Origin of the sequence: Caballeronia terrestris (genome assembly GCF_001544515.1) — a bacterium.
GTDB classification, from domain to species: Bacteria; Pseudomonadota; Gammaproteobacteria; order Burkholderiales; family Burkholderiaceae; genus Caballeronia; species Caballeronia terrestris.
The window spans coordinates 120618-138869 of record NZ_FCOL02000012.1 but is presented as its reverse complement, the minus strand read 5'-3'; the positions used below and the strand labels follow the sequence as shown (position 1 = coordinate 138869).

General features: G+C 63.9%; 14 protein-coding genes and 2 pseudogenes. 5 read left to right on the top strand and 11 right to left on the bottom strand.

Annotated features, from left to right (window positions below):
- The first annotated feature begins 65 nt into the window (after positions 1–65).
- From AWB67_RS13165 to AWB67_RS13155, 3 genes are all read left to right on the top strand, one after another.
- Positions 66–2237, top strand: a complete 2172-nt coding sequence (locus AWB67_RS13165) for a malate synthase G (RefSeq protein WP_087656682.1) — start codon at positions 66–68, stop codon at positions 2235–2237.
- 92 nt (positions 2238–2329) lie between these two features.
- Entirely contained in the window at positions 2330–3442 is a 1113-nt protein-coding gene (locus AWB67_RS13160; RefSeq protein WP_087656681.1) for a Fic family protein, read from the top strand.
- Between the two features lie 113 nt (positions 3443–3555).
- Complete coding sequence (locus AWB67_RS13155) at positions 3556–4920, top strand: nucleobase:cation symporter-2 family protein (RefSeq protein WP_087656680.1); 1365 nt, start codon at positions 3556–3558, stop codon at positions 4918–4920.
- Positions 4921–5015: 95 nt separating this feature from the next.
- Here AWB67_RS13155 and AWB67_RS13150 read toward each other — a convergent pair whose 3' ends face one another.
- The 9 genes and pseudogenes from AWB67_RS13150 to AWB67_RS13110 form a co-directional block, all read right to left on the bottom strand.
- Entirely contained in the window at positions 5016–5201 is a 186-nt protein-coding gene (locus AWB67_RS13150; RefSeq protein WP_087656711.1) for a 4-oxalocrotonate tautomerase, read from the bottom strand.
- 28 nt (positions 5202–5229) lie between these two features.
- A complete protein-coding gene (locus tag AWB67_RS13145; protein WP_087656679.1) occupies positions 5230–6006 on the bottom strand; it encodes a class II aldolase/adducin family protein in 777 nt (258 codons plus the stop codon).
- Positions 5984–6895, bottom strand: a complete 912-nt coding sequence (locus AWB67_RS13140; RefSeq protein WP_087656678.1) for an urea transporter — start codon at positions 6893–6895, stop codon at positions 5984–5986. Before AWB67_RS13140 ends, AWB67_RS13145 begins: the two co-directional genes overlap by 23 nt.
- Before the next feature lie 475 nt (positions 6896–7370).
- Complete coding sequence (locus AWB67_RS13135) at positions 7371–7571, bottom strand: hypothetical protein (protein WP_087656677.1); 201 nt, start codon at positions 7569–7571, stop codon at positions 7371–7373.
- 539 nt (positions 7572–8110) lie between these two features.
- A complete protein-coding gene (gene dctA / locus AWB67_RS13130; protein WP_087656676.1) occupies positions 8111–9457 on the bottom strand; it encodes a C4-dicarboxylate transporter DctA in 1347 nt (448 codons plus the stop codon).
- Between the two features lie 151 nt (positions 9458–9608).
- Positions 9609–9782 (bottom strand): annotated as a pseudogene (gene eno / locus AWB67_RS13125) (phosphopyruvate hydratase); the annotation flags it as partial.
- Positions 9783–9790: 8 nt separating this feature from the next.
- The gene (gene pyk / locus AWB67_RS13120; RefSeq protein WP_087656710.1) at positions 9791–11209 is read right to left on the bottom strand and encodes a pyruvate kinase; all 1419 of its coding nucleotides are present in this window, start codon (positions 11207–11209) and stop codon (positions 9791–9793) included.
- Positions 11210–11242: 33 nt separating this feature from the next.
- Positions 11243–11937 (bottom strand): annotated as a pseudogene (locus AWB67_RS13115) (glycerate kinase type-2 family protein); the annotation flags it as partial.
- A gap of 333 nt (positions 11938–12270) precedes the next feature.
- Positions 12271–13368 (bottom strand): tartrate dehydrogenase, encoded by a 1098-nt coding sequence (locus AWB67_RS13110; RefSeq protein ID WP_087656674.1) that lies wholly within the window; start codon positions 13366–13368, stop codon positions 12271–12273.
- 164 nt (positions 13369–13532) lie between these two features.
- Between AWB67_RS13110 and AWB67_RS13105 the strand changes: the two genes are divergently transcribed.
- Positions 13533–13952: a DUF1801 domain-containing protein gene (locus AWB67_RS13105; protein WP_087656673.1), complete on the top strand. Its 420-nt coding sequence runs from the start codon at positions 13533–13535 to the stop codon at positions 13950–13952.
- Here AWB67_RS13105 and AWB67_RS13100 read toward each other — a convergent pair.
- Positions 13949–14299, bottom strand: coding sequence for a hypothetical protein (locus AWB67_RS13100; RefSeq protein ID WP_087656672.1), 351 nt, complete (start codon positions 14297–14299; stop codon positions 13949–13951). The genes AWB67_RS13105 and AWB67_RS13100 overlap by 4 nt on opposite strands.
- Before the next feature lie 454 nt (positions 14300–14753).
- Between AWB67_RS13100 and katG the strand changes: the two genes are divergently transcribed.
- On the top strand, positions 14754–17009 hold the full coding sequence (gene katG / locus AWB67_RS13095; protein WP_087656671.1) for a catalase/peroxidase HPI: 2256 nt from the start codon (positions 14754–14756) through the stop codon (positions 17007–17009).
- 68 nt (positions 17010–17077) lie between these two features.
- Here the strand turns inward: katG and AWB67_RS13090 are convergent, their stop codons facing one another.
- Positions 17078–18250, bottom strand: coding sequence for a dihydrodipicolinate synthase family protein (locus tag AWB67_RS13090; RefSeq protein WP_087656670.1), 1173 nt, complete (start codon positions 18248–18250; stop codon positions 17078–17080).
- Between the last annotated feature and the right edge of the window lie 2 nt (positions 18251–18252).

The window sequence follows — 18252 nt, the reverse complement described above, 5'->3', positions numbered from 1 at the left end:
CAGCCCGAAGTACAAAATGTGCCGGAAAAAGAGACATACCAACAGCCAAGCCCCAGGGAGCCCCTATGAGTGAAGTCATCAAGCAGGAAGGACTGCAGGTCGCAGCCAATTTGAAACAATTCGTCGATGAAGAAGCGCTGCCCGGCACGGGCATCGACAGCGCCGCCTTCTGGAAAGGCTTCGACGCGCTCGTCCACGATCTCGCGCCGAAGAACCGCGCACTGCTCGCGGAGCGCGACCGCCTCCAGACCGAACTCGACAACTGGCACCGCGCGAATCCGGGTCCGGTCAAGGACGTGCGCGCGTATCGCAAATTCCTGGAGAGCATCGGCTATATCGTGCCGGTGCCCGCGAACGTGCATGCGACCACGTCGAACGTCGATCGCGAAATCGCCGAACAGGCGGGACCGCAGCTCGTCGTGCCGCTGTCGAACCTGCGCTATGCGCTCAACGCCGCGAACGCGCGCTGGGGCAGCCTCTACGACGCGCTCTACGGCACCGACGTCATCCCCGAAACCGATGGCGCCGAAAAGTCGGCCGCGTTCAATCCGAAGCGCGGCGCGCTGGTGATCGCGCACGCCCGCGCGTTCCTCGACGACTCCGCCCCGCTCGCCGACGCCTCGCACGCCGACGCGACGCGCTACAGCATCGAGCAGGGCCGACTCATTGTCACGCTGAAGGACGGGCGCACGGGCCTCGCGAATCCCGAGCAGCTCGCGGGCTTCCAGGGCGACGCGAGCGCGCCGTCGGCGATCCTGCTCAAGCACAACGACCTGCACTTCGAGATCCAGATCGACGCGAACGACTCCATCGGCAAGACCGATGCCGCGCACGTGAAGGACGTGCTGATCGAAGCGGCCATCAGCACGATCATCGATTGCGAGGATTCGGTCGCGGCCGTCGACGCCGACGACAAGGTCCAGCTCTACAAGAACTGGCTCGGCCTGATGAAGGGCGATCTCGCGGAGGAAGTGTCGAAGGGCGGCAAGTCGTTCACGCGCCGCATGAACGCCGATCGCGAATACACGACGCCCAACGGCGGCACGCTGAAACTGCACGGCCGGTCGCTTTTGTTTATCCGCAACGTTGGCCATCTGATGACGAATCCCGCCGTGCTCGATCGCGACGGCCGCGAGATTCCCGAAGGCATCCTCGATGCCGTGATGACCACGCTCGGCTCCCTGCACGACCTGCAGAAGAAGCTCAATTCGCGCACCGGCTCGATCTACATCGTCAAGCCGAAAATGCACGGCCCCGCCGAAGTCGCGTTCGCCGACGAGCTGTTCACGCGCGTCGAAGATCTGCTCGGCCTGCCGCGCCACTCGATCAAGATGGGCATCATGGACGAGGAGCGCCGCACGAGCGTGAATCTCAAGGCGTGTATCGCGGCGGCATCGTCGCGCGTCGCGTTCATCAACACGGGTTTCCTCGACCGTACCGGCGACGAAATGCATTCGTCGATGGAAGCCGGCCCGATGATGCGTAAGGGCGACATGAAGTCGTCGGCGTGGATCGCGGCGTACGAGCGCAACAACGTGCTCGTCGGGCTGAACACGTCGCTGCGCGGGCGCGCGCAGATTGGCAAGGGCATGTGGGCGATGCCCGACCTGATGCACGCGATGCTCGAACAGAAGATCGCGCATCCGAAGGCGGGCGCCAACACCGCGTGGGTGCCCTCGCCCACGGCCGCGACGCTGCACGCGCTGCACTATCATCAGGTCGACGTGCAATCGGTGCAGGCAGGCATGGAAAGCATCGACTACAACGCCGTGCGCGACGAACTGCTCGACGGCCTGCTGACGATTCCGGTCGTGGCCGAAGCGAAGTGGAGCGAAGACGAGCGCCGCAGCGAAGTCGAGAACAATGCGCAGGGCATTCTCGGCTACGTGGTGCGCTGGGTCGATCAGGGCGTCGGTTGCTCGAAGGTGCCGGATATCCACAACGTCGGCCTGATGGAAGATCGCGCGACGCTGCGCATTTCCAGCCAGCACATCGCGAACTGGCTGCATCACGGCGTCGTTTCGGAGGAGATGGTACGGAAGACGCTGGAGCAAATGGCGGTGGTCGTCGACGAGCAAAATGCCGGCGATCCGTACTACAAGCCGATGGCGGCGAGCTTCGATTCATCGCTCGCGTTCATGGCGGCGTGCGCGCTGGTCTTCGAAGGACGGACGCAGCCGAGCGGCTATACCGAACCGCTGCTGCACAAGTTCCGGCTGATGGCGAAGAAGATCTGATCGCTGCCATGCGGTGATTAAAGGGCCCATTCGCCGCATTTTTTGCGGTGAATGGGCTTTTTTTTGCGGCGAATATAGCGCACAATCTCCGCATGGAAAGCGGAGATTGGCTTTATATCTGGCAGTCGCCCGACTGGCCGGACATGCGTTACGACCTCGCCGTGCTCAGCGTGTCGCTCGCGGAGGTTACGCGCGCGCAAGGACTGCTGCTCGGCCGACTCGCCGACGTCGGTTTCGCGCTGCGCGACGAGGCGAGCCTCCTCGCGCTCACCGACGACGTCCTCAAAACCAGCGAAATCGAAGGCGAAAGACTCAATCCGGCGTCCGTGCGCTCGTCGATCGCGCGGCGGCTCGGCGTCGATATCGATGCGCTCGCGCCTGCCGACCGGCACGTGGAAGGCGTCGTCGAGATGGTGCTCGACGCCACGTTGCGTTCAACCGATTCGCTCACCGCCCAGCGCCTCTGGGGCTGGCATGCGGCGCTCTTCCCGACTGGCTACAGCGGCCTTTCACCGATCCATGTCGGCGGCTATCGCGACGACGCCAACGGTCCGATGCAAGTCGTCTCCGGCCCGCTCGGACGTCAGTGCGTGCATTTCGAAGCGCCGCCCGCGCCTGCGCTCGATGCCTCGATGACGCGCTTCATCGCTTGGGTCAACGACAATCACGACGATCATCCGGTGCTCAAAGCGGGTCTTGCGCACCTGTGGTTCGTGACGCTGCACCCTTTTGACGACGGCAACGGCCGCATCGCCCGCGCGATCGGCGACTTGCTGCTCGCCCGCGCGGATGAAAGCCCGCAGCGCTTCTACAGCCTCTCTGCGCAAATCCAGCGCGAACGGCGCGCGTATTACGACATCCTCGAAAGCACGCAGAAAGGTTCGCTCGATGTCACCGCGTGGCTCGCATGGTTCCTCGACAACCTGCGGCGCGCGATCGAAGCCGCGCACCACGCGCTCGATGCCGTGCTCGCCCGCACGCGCTTCTGGCAACGCGCCGGCATGCCGCTCAATGAAAGGCAAGTGAAACTCCTCAACCGCCTGCTCGACGGTTTCGACGGCAAGCTCACGAGCAGCAAGTGGGCGTCGATTGCGAAGTGTTCCGCCGATACGGCGCTCCGCGACATCAACGAACTCGTGAAGCTCGGCATCCTCCGCCGCGCGCCGGGCGGCGGCCGCAGCACGGCTTACGAACTCGCCGAATGATGTGCGTTGGCTGATCGCGCGCATCAGCGCCGCAATATTTTTCCGGCGGCCATCTCTGTGATACTCGACCACGAGTCCGGCGCGCCGCGCCCCAGCCGCTCTTGGGAGAAAACATGGCCGTATCGAAGCATCCCGTTGACGAAGTTTTGCCATTCGGCCAGATGCTGGCGGTCGGCATCCAGCACGTGCTCGTCATGTATGCGGGCGCGATCGCCGTGCCGCTCATCATCGGCGCGGCGCTCAAGCTGCCGAAGGATCAGATCGCGTTCCTGATCAGTTCCGACCTCTTCGCATGCGGGCTCGTCACGCTGATCCAGTGCATCGGCATCTGGAAATTCGGCATCCGGCTGCCGGTCATCATGGGCGTGAGTTTCGCGCCCGTCGGACCGATGGTCGCGATGGCGAATTCCGGTGCGGGCCTCACCGGCATCTTCGGCGCGACGATGGCCGCGGGCGTCTTCGCGATCCTGATCGCGCCGTTCTTCGGGCGCCTGATGCGCTTTTTCCCGCCGATCGTCACCGGCACGATCATCCTGACGATCGGCATCACGCTGTTCCCTGTCGCGATCAACTGGGCAGGCGGCGGGCGAGGCTCGCCCGCGTTCGGCGAGCCGAGGAACCTGCTGATCGCCGTCGTCGTGCTGCTCGCGATCCTCCTGATCAACAAGTACCTGAAGGGCTTTCTCGCGAACATTTCCGTGCTGCTCGGGATGGTGATCGGCTTTCTGCTCGCGCTGCCGTTCGGGCTCGTCGATTTCTCGGGTATCGGCCGCGCGGCCTGGTTCGCGCCGGTGCGTCCGTTCGCGTTCGGCATGCCGACCTTCGACGTCGCCGCGATCGCCTCACTGTGTCTCGTGATGGTGGTCATCATGGTCGAGTCGCTCGGCATGTTCCTCGCGCTCGGCGATCTCACGCGCCGCCCCGTCACGCGCGACGACGCCTCGCGCGGCCTGCGCACCGACGGCCTCGGCACGCTGATCGGCGGCATCTTCAACACGTTTCCGCACTCGTCGTTCTCGCAGAACATCGGGCTCGTCGGGATTACGGGCGTGCGCAGTCGCTGGGTCGTGGTGGTGTCGGGCGTGCTGCTGATGCTGCTCGGGCTGCTGCCGAAGCTGGCGAATTTTATCGCGTCAATTCCGGTCGTCGTGCTCGGCGGGGCAGGAATCGCGATGTTCGGGATGGTCGCCGCGACGGGCGTGAAGATTCTCAGCAAGGTCGACTACGAGAGCAAGAACAACCTGCTGATCGTGGCGATCAGCCTCGGCGTCGGCGTGATTCCGCTCGCCGCGCCGACCTTCTTTCACCTGATGCCCTCGTGGGCCGCGCCGCTCACGCACAGCGGCATCACGCTTGCGGCGATTTTCGCGATCGTGCTGAACGCGTTTTTCAATCGTGGGGAGACGATCGAGGAAGTCGAACGGCAGCTCGCCGAGGAGCTGCCGATGAGCCTGCGAACCGGCCAGCGCGACGAATGAACGCGCTTTTGCGCCGGTTGCTTGGGCCGGCCTGCTTGCGGCGGCTGCTTGGGCCGGCTGCTCGCGCCGCTTGCTTGAGCCGGTTGTAGCCTGCGTTACTCCTCCGACCAGAGCTTGCCGGCCGTCGCCCAGTTCTCGCGCTTGACGTCGGTCAGGATGATGTCGACCGAGCCCGGCTGGCAGTTGAGCGTCTCGCAGGTCACGCGCGTGATCGCTTCGACGAACTTGCGTTTCTCGTCGAGCGTTCGCCCTTCGAAAAGCTGGATGTTGAATGTCGGCATGGTGTTTTCTTGAGCAGGGTTGAAAAAATCAGTCGCGATACGAAGCATCGATGCGATCGAGCTTGCGGATGAGCGCCGGCCATTCGAGCGCGCCTTCGATGGCATCGTCGTCGTGGAGCTGGCGCGCCGTGCGATCGACGATCTCAGGCGCCGGCACCGTCAGGTGCGTCTGGCCGGCGAGCGCGCGAAGCTGAATGTCGCATGCCTTGATGAGCATGTCCATCAGCACATAGGCCTCCGCGATGGTGCGCCCGAGCGTCAGCGGGCCGTGATTGCGCAGGAGCATCGCGCGCTTGTCGGCGAGGTTCGCGACGAGGCGCGTGCCTTCGGCCGGCGAGAACGCGAGGCCTTCGTAGTCGTGGTACGCGAGGTGCCCGTGAAAGCGCATCGCGTGCTGGGACGCGGGCAAAAGGCCGCCGGGCTGCGCGGACACCGCGATCGCCTGCGTGACGTGCAGATGCATCACGCACATCGCGTCGACGCGGGCGCGATGCACCGCGCCGTGCAGCGCGAAGCCCGTCGCATTGACCGGGTGCTCGCTCTCGCCGATCACGTTGCCGTCGATGTCGATCTTCACGAGATTCGTCGCGTTCACCTCGTCGAATGCCAGGCCGAACGGGTTGATCAGGAAGCGGCCGGGTTCGCCGGGCACGCTCGCGGAAATGTGCGTGTAGACGACGTCGTCCCAGCCGTTGAGCGCGACGAGCCGGTACGCGGCGGCGAGATCGACGCGCACTGCGCGCTCGGCGTCCGACATGGCGCCCGATGCCGCGATGCGGCGCTCAGGCTGATGGGTGAACGACATGCGAATCTCCGTGGTTGGCGGATGCGTCGGTGCGCTGGATCGTCGCCTGCACGGCCCATGTGGCCAAAACGAACGGCGCGGTCAGCGAAATGATGCCAAGCGACGCGGCCGCGCGCTCGATCAGCACGGCCACGACGATGCCGGCGAGCGTCGCCCGGACACCGTACTTCGACGTGGCGAGCGCGGTGAGCGTCGCGTTGAAGCCGCAGGCGCCGCTTAGCAGCATCGCGTCGGGCGCTCCGGCGAGCGCGTGCAGCGAGAGGCCGACCGTGCTGCCGGCGATCGCCCAGGCTGCATGCGCGGGGCGCGCGGCGCAGAGGCTCACGAGCAGGAGCGTCCCGGCCAGAACACCGCTCGTGAACACGATAGGGGCGAAGCCTGCAAGGATCGCTTCGAGCCATGCCGTCGTCGTGCTTGTTGCCGATGCGGACGCGCCGGACGAGGTTGCATCGGCGAAAAGCGGGAGCCAGCACCACGTCACGATGATCGCAGGACTCGAGTACACCGGCAGCCGGAAGCGCCGCAGCAAGTTCCGGAGCCTCAGCGACAGCGCGGTCGCAAGCATCGCCGACACGATCGCGACGGCGCCCGCCTGCGAGTCGTCGTGGATGAACGTGAAGGCCGCGAGCGCGGCGAGCGCGCCGTTGAAACCATAGAGGTCGTCGCGCATCGTCGGAGAATCAGCGTCCTCGACGATGTACGCGACGATGCCGCCCGTCAGCGCGCCGATGACAAGGGCGCACGCGAGACGCGTGCTGAACGCGCAGACGGCGGCGAATATCAGGACGCCGGTCGCGGCGTTGCGCTGCAGCAGGATCTGGCCGATGCTGCGCGCGAAGCTGCGGAGCTGATCGGTGGACGGAGAATCGGTGAGGAAGGCTGTCGACATGCTTTTGCGGAATCGAAGAGGAGGCGCTAAAGCAGCGCGACGGTCAAGCCGCAAGGATAAGGCAGCACGCGACAGTCGTGCGAGGCGGGCGCGAATATCGGTTATTCGGCGGGGGCTTGCTGGTGGGGAATCGCGGAGGAATTGCGGTTGGCTCTTGAGGCGGGAATACGGCCGAGATTTGCGGCCGGCACTCGCTCGTGCGGCTCGACGGCGGTGGCCAACGGAGCGAACTTACGGCTGCGACGTGCGCGCAGGCGCCTGAGGACTGACATTCTAGGATTGGGCGCCGGGAGCCAGCGGCTTTGCACCTGGCCCTGAATTCGCCGATGACGTCCGGTCTTGGCACGGAAACGTTGGGCCTGAGCCGGTCAAAGCGCAACCATGCCTCAGGCCATGCACGGACAAGCGGCCCGAAATGAGGAATCGACGGCGGTGGCGCGCTCAACCAGAGCCGCGCGCGCCCCTTAGCGACCGATCAGCTAATCGCGATCTGCATCCACGGATCGACTTCGGCCGGATACAAGCGCGACATTTCCTCGCCAATCCGAATGATCTCGTGGATGTTGTCCCGGAAATTCGGGCTTTTTTCGTAGCTGATGTACGTCGCGTCCACGACGGCGGACAACGTGAACAGCGTGAACGCGATTTTTTCGAGAATGGGGTAGCGATGGGGCATGGCGGGTTCCTTATTTCCGCCGTGATTGTAACAGAATGTAGGGGTTTTCCCGTACACGCCAAAATTGCCAATTTCCGTTGAACGGCAAACGGCAAATATTCCGGCAAACAATCCCATCCGGTGACTGTCTGCAAAAGGCAATCCTAACAAGGGCGAGCGACCCGACCGCACCTTTCGAACAAAACTTTTCCAACCGAAACGACCGCCCGGCGACGTTGTGTCATCGACACAAATCCACAAAGGAACGATCGAGAGAGGACTAAGGGTTTATACTTACTTAAATCAAATGATTTTCACTGGAGTTTCCAAATGGTCTCGATCGTCATGTGCGCTGCTGCTGCCGTTATCTTTGTCGCGACCGGCGTGCTCAAAGTCATGTATCACACGCAGAACCGTCCTCAGCATTGAAGTTTCGCGTTGCGAAGTACACGTCGCGCATCCGCACCAGACAAGGACAATCAGCCGAGTAAACGCCCTCCGCCCGGGCCCGTCCGTCAAAGAGCGGGGCAGCGAGCGGATGAAAAGCACCTGCATCGAGTTCAGGCTGCTTTAGGTCCCCGATCCGCAACCGGCTTTGCCGTCGGCGCGTCGTCGCCTTCGTACAGTTTTTCCAGATCTTCGGGATCGTCGCCCTTTCCGTTCAGCACGTCCGCCATCCGCTGACGATCGACCGAGCCCACCCAGCGAGCAATCGCCACCGTACCGACCGCGTTACCGATCGTGTTGGTAATCGCCCTTGCTTCCGACATGAAGCGATCCACGCCCAGCAGCAGCACCATCCCTGCGACCGGAATCTTGCCCATCGAAGCCAGCGTGGCGGCAAGCGTGATGAACCCCGACCCTGTCACCCCCGCCGATCCTTTCGACGTCAGCAACAGCACACCCAATATGACGATCTGATCGGTCATCGAAAGCGGCGTGTTGGTCGCCTGCGCGATGAAGATCGCGGCCATCGTGTAGTAGATGCACTGGCCGTCGGGATTGAACGTCAGGCCCGCGGGCACCACGAGACCCACCACCGGCTTCGACACGCCCAGGTGCTCCAGCTTGCGCATCAGTTGCGGCACCACCGATTCCGATGAACTCGTCCCCAGCACCGTGAAAAGCTCGTCCTTGATGTACTTCAGGAACTTCCACAGGCTGAAGCCCGAGAGCCGCGCGATCATACCCAGCACGATCGTGACGAACAGGAAGCAGGTGATGTACATCGTGCCCATCAGCTTGCCGAGCGACACGATCGATCCCAGCCCGTACTTCCCGACCGTGAACGACATCGCGCCGAACGCCGCAAGCGGCGCGAGCCGCATGATCATCCCGACGACGCTGAACACGCCGTGCGTGAACGAATCGAGGAAATCGACGACCGGCTTCGCACGCGCCGCGCCGATGTGCGATAGCGCGATCCCGAACAGCGTCGCGAAGACGAGGATCTGCAGGATGTCGTTCTTCGCGAGCGCATCGACGATGCTCGTCGGCACGAGATGCATCACGAACGCGATGAACCCCTCCGGCTTGGCCGCGGCCGCCGTGTAATTGGCGATCGCGTGCGTGTCGAGCTGCGACGCGTCGATGTTCATGCCCTTGCCCGGCCCGACCACGTTCACGACGACGAGACCCAGCGCCAGCGCGAACGTCGAGAGCACCTCGAAGTAGATCAGCGCACGCACGCCGACGCGCCCCAGTTCCTTCATGTTCTCCATCCGCGCGATGCCGAGCACGACCGTCGCGAAGATGATCGGCGCAAAGACCATCTTGATCAGCTTGATGAAGATGTCCCCGAGCGGCTTGAAGTCCGCCGCCATGTTGGGATAGAACCAACCCAGCGCGACGCCGGCAAACACGCCGATCAGCACCTGGACGTACAGTTTTCCGAAGAAGTGGCGCATCGTTGTCTCCTGAATCATTTATATGGGTGCGAGCGGGGCTTCGGGTCGCGCTTCGCGTGTTGCGTCTTGCTCGCCGGCGTAATCGCCCGGGCTCCGCAGAACACCGCGCAGGAACCCAGTTCGGCTTCGATCAGCAAAAGCCGGTTGTATTTCGCGACTTGTCGCCATCGCGCAGTTCGAACGCATCGCGCGCGCCGGTCGATGCGCCGGACGGCGCCACCGCGAACCCTTTTGAACCATCGTCGAGCGCGACCTGTGCCGCGACGGTCGGATTGCCTCGGGAATCGAGCAGCTCGAAGCCCTTGACCTCCTGAATCCGTGTCATGTCGTCCCTCACTGAATTTGCGCGATGCGCAGCAAGTTGGTGGTACCGGGCGTGCCGAACGGCATGCCCGCGGAAATGACGACGGTCTGTCCCGTCTCGCCGAACCCTTCATCGCGGACGGTGGCGCATGCCAGTTCGCTGACTTCGAGCAGATCGATCACTTCGTCGCAGAGGACCGGGTGGACGCCCCAGGCCAGCGCCAGGCGCCGGGCCGTGGCTTGCCGGGGCGTCATGCCGATGATCGGCGCGGCCGGCCGCTCGCGCGCCATGCGCAGAGCCGAATAGCCGGAGCTCGTGTAGGCGACCGTCGCGACCGCGTTGAGCAGGCCGGTGACGTGGCGCATCGCGTAGCCGATTGCGTCCGCCGTGTTCGCGCGCGGCGCCGCGTGCGAGGCCGCGATGACTTCCCGGTAGTAGGGATCGCTCTCGGTCTGCGCGATGATGAGGTCCATCGTCCGGACGGCTTCGACCGGATACTTGCCGCTCGCCGATTCCGCCGACAGCATCACCGCGTCCGCGCCGTCGTAGATGGCGGTGGCCACGTCGGAGGCTTCGGCGCGCGTCGGGACGGGCGCCGTGACCATCGACTCCAGCATCTGCGTGGCGACGATCACAGGTTTCCCGGCCTTGCGGCAAGCGCGCACGATGCGCTTCTGGATCGCCGGCACCTGCTCGGCGGGCATCTCCACGCCGAGGTCGCCGCGCGCGACCATCACGGCGTCGGCTTCGTCGACGATCGCATCGAGGCTGCCGATCGCCGCCGGCTTCTCCAGTTTCGCGACGATGCCGATGCGATCCCCGACGATCTCCCGCACCTCCCGAATGTCCTCCACGCGCTGCACGAACGACAGCGCCAGCCAGTCGATGCCGAGCGTCAGGCCGAATTCGAGATCGCGGCGATCCTTGTCGGTCATCGCGGAGAGCGGCAGGACGACGTCCGGCACGTTGACGCCCTTGCGCTCCGAAAGCGGCCCTCCGACCACGACCGATGTCTCCGCAAAGTCTGCCCCGCAGCGTTCGACGCGAAGCTGCACGCGGCCGTCGTCGAGCAGAAGGTTCGTTTCGGGCTTGAGCGCTGCGAAAATCTCCGGATGCGGCAGCGCCACGCGATTCGTGTCGCCGGGCGTGCTGGCGTCGAGGTCAAGCCGGAACGCGGCACCCTTTTCGAGATGAATCGGCCCGTTCGCAAAGGTGCCAATGCGCAGCTTCGGGCCTTGCAGGTCGAGCAGCACGCCGACGGGCCGTCCGGCATCCTGTTCGATCGACCGGATGATTTCCAGGCGGCGCTGATGATCTTCGTGCGTGCCGTGGCTGAAGTTGAGCCGGAAGACATCGGCTCCGGCGTGGAACAGCGCTTCGATGGTTTCGCGGCTCGTGCTCGCGGGACCGAGGGTCGCGACGATTTTTGCGTTTCGATTGCGGCGCATCTTTAGACTCCGGGGAAGATCGCCGTCGTGAGCGGCAATGAAAATGGCATGAAAGTCGTTGACGTTCGTGAGCGCCGGCCCGGGGTGACGACCGAGTCGCCGAGCGCCTGGAAAAATCCGTGTGCATCGTTGTTTTCGAGGCGATCCGCGGGACGGATGCCGCGCTCTCGCGCCCTCGAAAGGCTGTCCGGCATGAGCACGGCCCTGGCGATTTCCTCCTGTCCGTCTACGCCGTCCGTATCGCCCGCAATCGCGAAGACGCCGGGCTCGCCGTTCAGCGCGACGCCGAGCCCCAGTAGGAATTCGACGTTGCGTCCGCCCCTGCCGTCGCCGCGAATCGTGACTGTCGTCTCGCCGCCCGAGAGCAGCACGCAGGGCGCCTTGAACGGCTGGCCGCGCCGCCACACCTGCTTCGCGATCCCAGCCATGACCGCGCCGACATCGCGTGCCTCGCCTTCGATCGAATCGCCCAGAATGTGCGCGTCGATGCCCGCCGCCCGCGCTTCGCGCGCGGCGGCTTCGAGCGCGAGCTGAGGCGTCGCGATCAGATGGGTTTCGATGTGAGGCAAGCGGGGATCGCCGGGTATCGGCGACTCCGTCCGGCCGCTTTCGAGCAGCGCGGTCACGGCAGGCGACACGTCGATCGCGTAGCGCTTGAGGATGGCGAGCGCGTCCGTGCAGGTCGTCGGGTCGGGCACGGCCGGGCCGGAGGCGATGTCGCTGGCGGCCCTGCCAGGAAGTCGGGGACGCGCGGCGCGGGGCTGGGCAATCGCGATCGCGGCGCTGAACATCTCCTTCAGCAAGCGGTCGATGGCTGGCTGGTCGGGTGCGGCCGAAGGCGCGGAAGAAGTCGAGTCCTTCATCCGGCGTCCCGCGCAGTGACGACGACGACGGATGACGGGAAATGGGTCGGGATAAACATCTTGTCTCCTGCTTTGTTTTCTACCGCGTAGGGACGAGCGCCGTCCGCCGCGTGACGCTGCGGCTCTTGTGTACGGGTGTGTTCGCGAAGTCTCTACGCGCAGGGGCAGGTCCGGCCTGCTGGCCGGACCCCGGCGTACTTACGCGACGGCCTTCGCCGCCGACGCCTCGGCCTTGTCGAGCAGCGCGCAGACAGCCGCCGTAACTTGCGCCGTGGTCGCCGTGCCGCCGAGGTCGCGCGTATGGAGCGACGTGTCGGCGGTGACGGCTTCGACGGCCTGCATCACGCGCCTGGCAGCATCGAATTCGCCGAGGTGTTCCAGCAGCATCACGACCGACCAGAACGTGCCGACCGGATTCGCCAAGCCCTTGCCCATGATGTCGAATGCAGAACCGTGGATCGGCTCGAACATCGACGGATAGCGGCGCTCCGGATCGATGTTGCCCGTCGGCGCGATGCCGAGACTGCCCGCGAGCGCCGCGGCGAGGTCGCTGAGGATGTCGGCGTGCAAATTCGTGGCGACGATCGTGTCGAGCGTCGCGGGGCGGTTGATCATGCGCGCCGTCGATGCATCGACCAGTTCCTTGTCCCACGTGACGTCGGGGAATTCCTTCGAAATTTCGAGCGCGATTTCGTCCCACATCACCATCGCGTGGCGTTGCGCGTTGCTTTTCGTGATGACGGTCAGCAGCTTGCGCGGACGGGACTGTGCCAAGCGAAACGCGAACCGCATGATCCGCTCGACCCCGGCGCGTGTCAGGATCGAGACGTCCGTTGCCGCTTCGATCGGATGACCCTGGTGAACACGGCCGCCGACGCCCGAATATTCGCCCTCCGAGTTCTCCCGCACGATCACCCAGTTCAGGTCCTCAGGCTGGCAGCGCTTGAGCGGGCCGTCGATGCCGGGCAGGATGCGCGTCGGGCGGACGTTCGCGTATTGATCGAGGCCCTGGCAAATCTTGAGACGCAGACCCCACAGCGTGATGTGGTCGGGAATGTCCGGATCGCCCGCCGAGCCGAACAGGATCGCATCCTTGCCGCGGATCGCATCGAGACCATCTTCCGGCATCATCACGCCGTTCTTGCGGTAGTAGTCGCCGCCCCAGTCGAAGTTTTCGAACTCGAATGCGAACGACTGGGCCGTGCTCGCAAGCGCTTCGAGCACTTGCTGGCCCGCGGGAACGACTTCCTTGCCGATGCCGTCGCCAGGGATGGTTGCGATGCGATACGTTTTCATGTCTCCGTCCTTCAGGTGTTGTGGTGTGAGTGCACTTTACCCATCTCTGGACGTAAAAACCGTCGCTCGATTCAAAGCATCCTTAACTTTTATTCACAAGTGGGCACCCCCATAATGGACGAATTGCTACGTTAATATTCTCGTGACCCAGGACAGGAGGAGTAATGAATCCATCGGAAAACATCGACAAGCTGATCGCCAGCATCACCGACTGGCGCGGCGAAACGTTCGCCAGCGTGCGCAAATGCATCCTCGAAGCGGACGCCGAGATCATCGAAGAATGGAAGTGGATGGGAAGCCCGGTGTGGTCGCGCGACGGAATCATCGCGGTCGCCAATGCACACAAAGGCAAGGTGAAGCTGACCTTCAACAACGGGGCGAGCCTCGCGGACCCTGACAAGCTATTCAACGCGGGTCTCGAAGGCAATCAGCGGCGGGCGATCGATTTTTTCGAAGGCGACAAGGTCAATAAGCGCGCGCTGAAGAATCTTGTCCGCGCGGCTATCGAATTCAATCAGGCTAAAACGAAGAAGAAAGCGCCTGCGGGCGCTCGAAAGAAAGTGCAGAAGGACACAACGGCTTAACTACGCGACACCGTACAATCCGCCGACGAACACTCCGAGCGCCGATGAAACGGAATGATGTTCTTCGGTGGACTTTTAGCGACGCACTGGCAGGCCCAATACGTCTCGTCGCCGATCACGTGTTTCGTGAGGACGCAGTTGTCCGCGCAATCGTCGCTTTGGCATCCGAATACGGCGCCGTCGGCGTTATTCGAATCGAGGATGCACCACACGTTGCACAAGCCGCAATGGGCGGATCGGAGGATGTCCTTGAGCGCGGCTGGATACTCCGACCGTTCGAGCGCGCGCACGACGGTTTCACCCCCTTCATTGATCACAGTAAGGAGCTTGCCAACTACCTTGACCATGCTCGACTCCCCGAGAGATGACGTTTTCTGAGCGGATTTTCACTCCTAGTCTACGGTAGGTGGCGAATGTGGAAGCTTCCAATCGATTCCCGTAATGGTGCGGATAGATCGATGCTATTTTCACGCTAAGGAATTTGATTTGCTGCGCCGTGTCATACGACAGAGACAAGGCAGCTATCAATGCTCAAAGCGTTTGCCTTGCAACGCAACAAAATTCAAGCGCTCTATAGCCGCGCCCTATCACCTGCATTGCAGGAATCGACTACAGTTGATCGCGACTCGCGCATATATTTAGCTGGCGGACTCTCGCCCGACGCGAGCCGTGCTCCTTCAATGCAAGCGAACATCGAGCGCCTCGAGCGACTAACGGCAGGCGCTAAACCTTCGATACACCGCAAAAGTCTGACGCACTCAATAGAACAGGTAGTGGGTAGGTCCTCATAGGAGATAACTCATGTCTGACGAAGCAAAGTGCCCGTTCAACCATGCCGCCGGCGGCGGCACGACGAACCGCGACTGGTGGCCCGAGCAGCTACGGCTGGACCTCCTCGCCCAGCACTCCACGAAATCCAATCCGCTCGGCGACAGCTTCAACTACGCCGAAGCGTTCAAGCGCCTCGATCTGGCCGCGGTCAAGAAAGACCTAGCCGCGCTGATGACCGATTCGCAGGAGTGGTGGCCTGCGGACTTCGGCCACTACGGGCCGCTGTTCATCCGCATGGCGTGGCACAGCGCAGGCACGTACCGCATCGGCGACGGGCGCGGCGGCGCCGGACGCGGACAGCAGCGTTTCGCCCCGCTCAACAGTTGGCCGGACAACGTGAGCCTCGACAAGGCCCGGCGCCTTCTCTGGCCGATCAAGCAGAAGTACGGCCAGAGCCTTTCCTGGGCGGATCTGCTGATCCTGACGGGCAACGTCGCGCTGGAGACAATGGGCTTCAAGACCTTCGGTTTCGGCGGCGGCCGCGAAGACGTGTGGGAGCCGGATCAGGACGTCTACTGGGGCAATGAAAAGACGTGGCTCGGCGGCGACGTCCGCTACGGCAAAGGCGCGGCCGGCAGCCCCGAAGACGAAGGCGTGATCGTAGCCGATGCAGAATTGCACGGCGCCGAAAGCAGCCGCACCGACAATGGCCGCAACCTGGAGAATCCGCTGGGCGCGGTGCAGATGGGCCTGATCTACGTGAACCCGGAAGGCCCCGACGGCAATCCGGACCCGAATGCGGCGGCGCACGATATCCGCGAAACCTTCGCGCGCATGGCGATGAACGACGAGGAAACCGTCGCGCTGATCGCGGGCGGCCACACGTTCGGCAAGACGCACGGCGCCGGGCCTGCCGATAACGTCGGTCCCGAACCGGAAGCCGCTGGACTCGAAAACATGGGTCTCGGCTGGAGGAGCAGTTTCGGCAGCGGCAAGGGCGGCGATACGATCACGAGCGGGCTGGAAGTGACCTGGTCCAGCACCCCGACGCAATGGGGCAACGGCTTCTTCCAGAATCTCTTCGGTCACGAATGGGAACTGACGAAGAGCCCGGCCGGCGCGAATCAGTGGGTCGCGAAGAACGCCGACGCGACGATCCCGCACGCACACGACCCGTCGAAAAAGCTGCTGCCGACGATGCTGACCACCGATCTGTCGCTGCGCTTCGATCCGGCTTACGAGAAGATCTCGCGCCGCTTCCTGGAGAACCCCGACCAACTAGCCGATGCCTTCGCCCGCGCCTGGTTCAAGCTGACGCACCGCGACATGGGACCGCGCGTCCGCTATCTCGGGCCGGAAGTGCCTGCTGAAGAACTGCTGTGGCAGGACCCGATTCCGGACGTCGATCATCCTCTCGTCGATGAGCAGGACATCGCCTCGCTCAAGCAGAAGATCCTGGCGTCGGGGCTGTCCGTGTCGCAACTGGTGACGACGGCGTGGGCGTCGGCATCGACGTTCCGCGGCGGCGACAAGCGTGGCGGCGCCAATGGCGCGCGCATTCGCCTCGCGCCGCAAAAGGACTGGGCGGTCAACCAGCCCGAGCAACTGGCGAAGGTGCTGAGCGTCCTCGAAGGCATCCAGCGCGATTTCAACGGCGCGCAATCCGGCGGCAAGAAGATTTCGATCGCCGACCTGATCGTGCTGGGCGGGAGCGCCGGTATCGAGCAGGCGGCGGACAAGGCCGGTCAGAAGCTCACTGTGCCGTTCACGCCGGGACGCATGGACGCGTCGCAGGAACAAACCGACGTCGAGTCCGTCTCGGCCCTCGAACCGCTTGCCGACGGCTTCCGCAACTACAAGGGCAAGAGCCGCGTGTCGGCGGAGGCGCTGCTCCTCGACAAGGCGCAACTGCTGACGCTGACCGCGCCCGAGATGACGGTGCTGATCGGCGGCTTGCGGGTGCTGAACGTCCACGCGGGACAGGACGCGCAGGGTGTGTTCACAAAACAACCGGAGACGCTCACCAACGACTTCTTCCGCAACCTGCTCGATATGGGAACGGAGTGGAAGCAGCTCTCCCTGGACGTGTTCGAGGCACATGACCGCAAGAGCGGCGAGCGCACCTGGACGGGCAGCCGCGTCGACTTGATCTTCGGTGCGCACGCGCAGCTTCGGGCGCTGAGCGAAGTCTATGCAAGCGAGGACGGGAAGGAGAAGTTCACCAAGGACTTTGTCGCAGCATGGGTCAAGGTGATGAACCTCGACCGGTTCGACCTTGCGACCTGAGGCCGCTTCGCCCCGTCGGGGTTGTTTTCCTGACGGGGCGGTTCGTTTTACGACGGACAAACCGCGCGTTAATTCTCAATCCCCGCATGCAGGCTCAGGAACTCGCCCATCCGGCGCCGGGCCAGTTCCGGACGAATCAGCACGCCAGCCGCGTCGGACTTTCTGAACACGTCCGCGTAGTGCAGCGCGGATCTCGCCGACTGCATGCCGCCTGCCATCGAAAAGTGACTCTGATGGCCGTTGAGCCACGCAAGGAACACGACGCCCGCCTTGTAATACTTCGTCGGCGCGACGAACAATTCGCGCGATAGAGCGACCGTCGGCGTGATCAACGCGTGATAGCGGTCCACGTCCCCCGCCGCGAGCGCGACGAGCGCCCGCGATGCCACCGGCGCAATCGGATCGAAGATGCCGAGCAGCGCATGTGACTTGCCGGTGCTATCGCCCGCGATCAGGTCGCCGTAGTTGTAGTCGTCGCCGGTGAACATCGCCACGCCCTCGGGAAGCTGCGCTCTCAACTGGCGCTCGTATTCCGCGTTCAGCAGCGACATCTTGATGCCCTCGATTTTGCCGCTGTGCTGCCGGATGATGTCGAGCACCGTCGCCATCGCGGTGCTGACGTCGCTGCTGCCCCAGTATCCAGCGAGGGAAGCGTCGAACGCATCGCCGAGCCAGTGGAGCACGACCTTGTTGCGCGACGCGGAGATGACCGCGTCATAGACCTTCTTGTAATCGTCGGCGGAGCGCGCGGCTGCACATAATGCGCGACTCGCCATCATGACCGGTCGTCCGCCCGCCGACTCGACGACTTCGAACTGCTCGCCGTACGCCGCGATGATGTCCGAGAGCGAATGGCGGCGCGTGTTATCCAGATGATCCGTGCCCGCCCCGCACGCGAGATCGGCGCCCGGAATCGTGCGTGCATGAGCAACGCTGCGCCGGATCAATTCGGCAGCAGTCGGCCAGCCGATTCCCATGCCGCGCTGCGCCGTGTCCATCGCTTCGGCGACCTTGAAGCCGAGCCCGTAGAGATACTCGCGAAACGCCAGCGTCGCGTCCCAGTCGACGCGCGGCGAGTCGCCCCACGGCTCGTAAGCGAAGCGCGGATCGACGACGACGTGCGCCGCCGCATACGCGATGCGATTGAACGAAGGAACCGTCGCGGGCGCCACGGCGTCTTCGCGTTGCTGCATGACGTACGTCCCGGTCGCGCCGTCGTGCTCTGGCAAATTGATCTTCATGA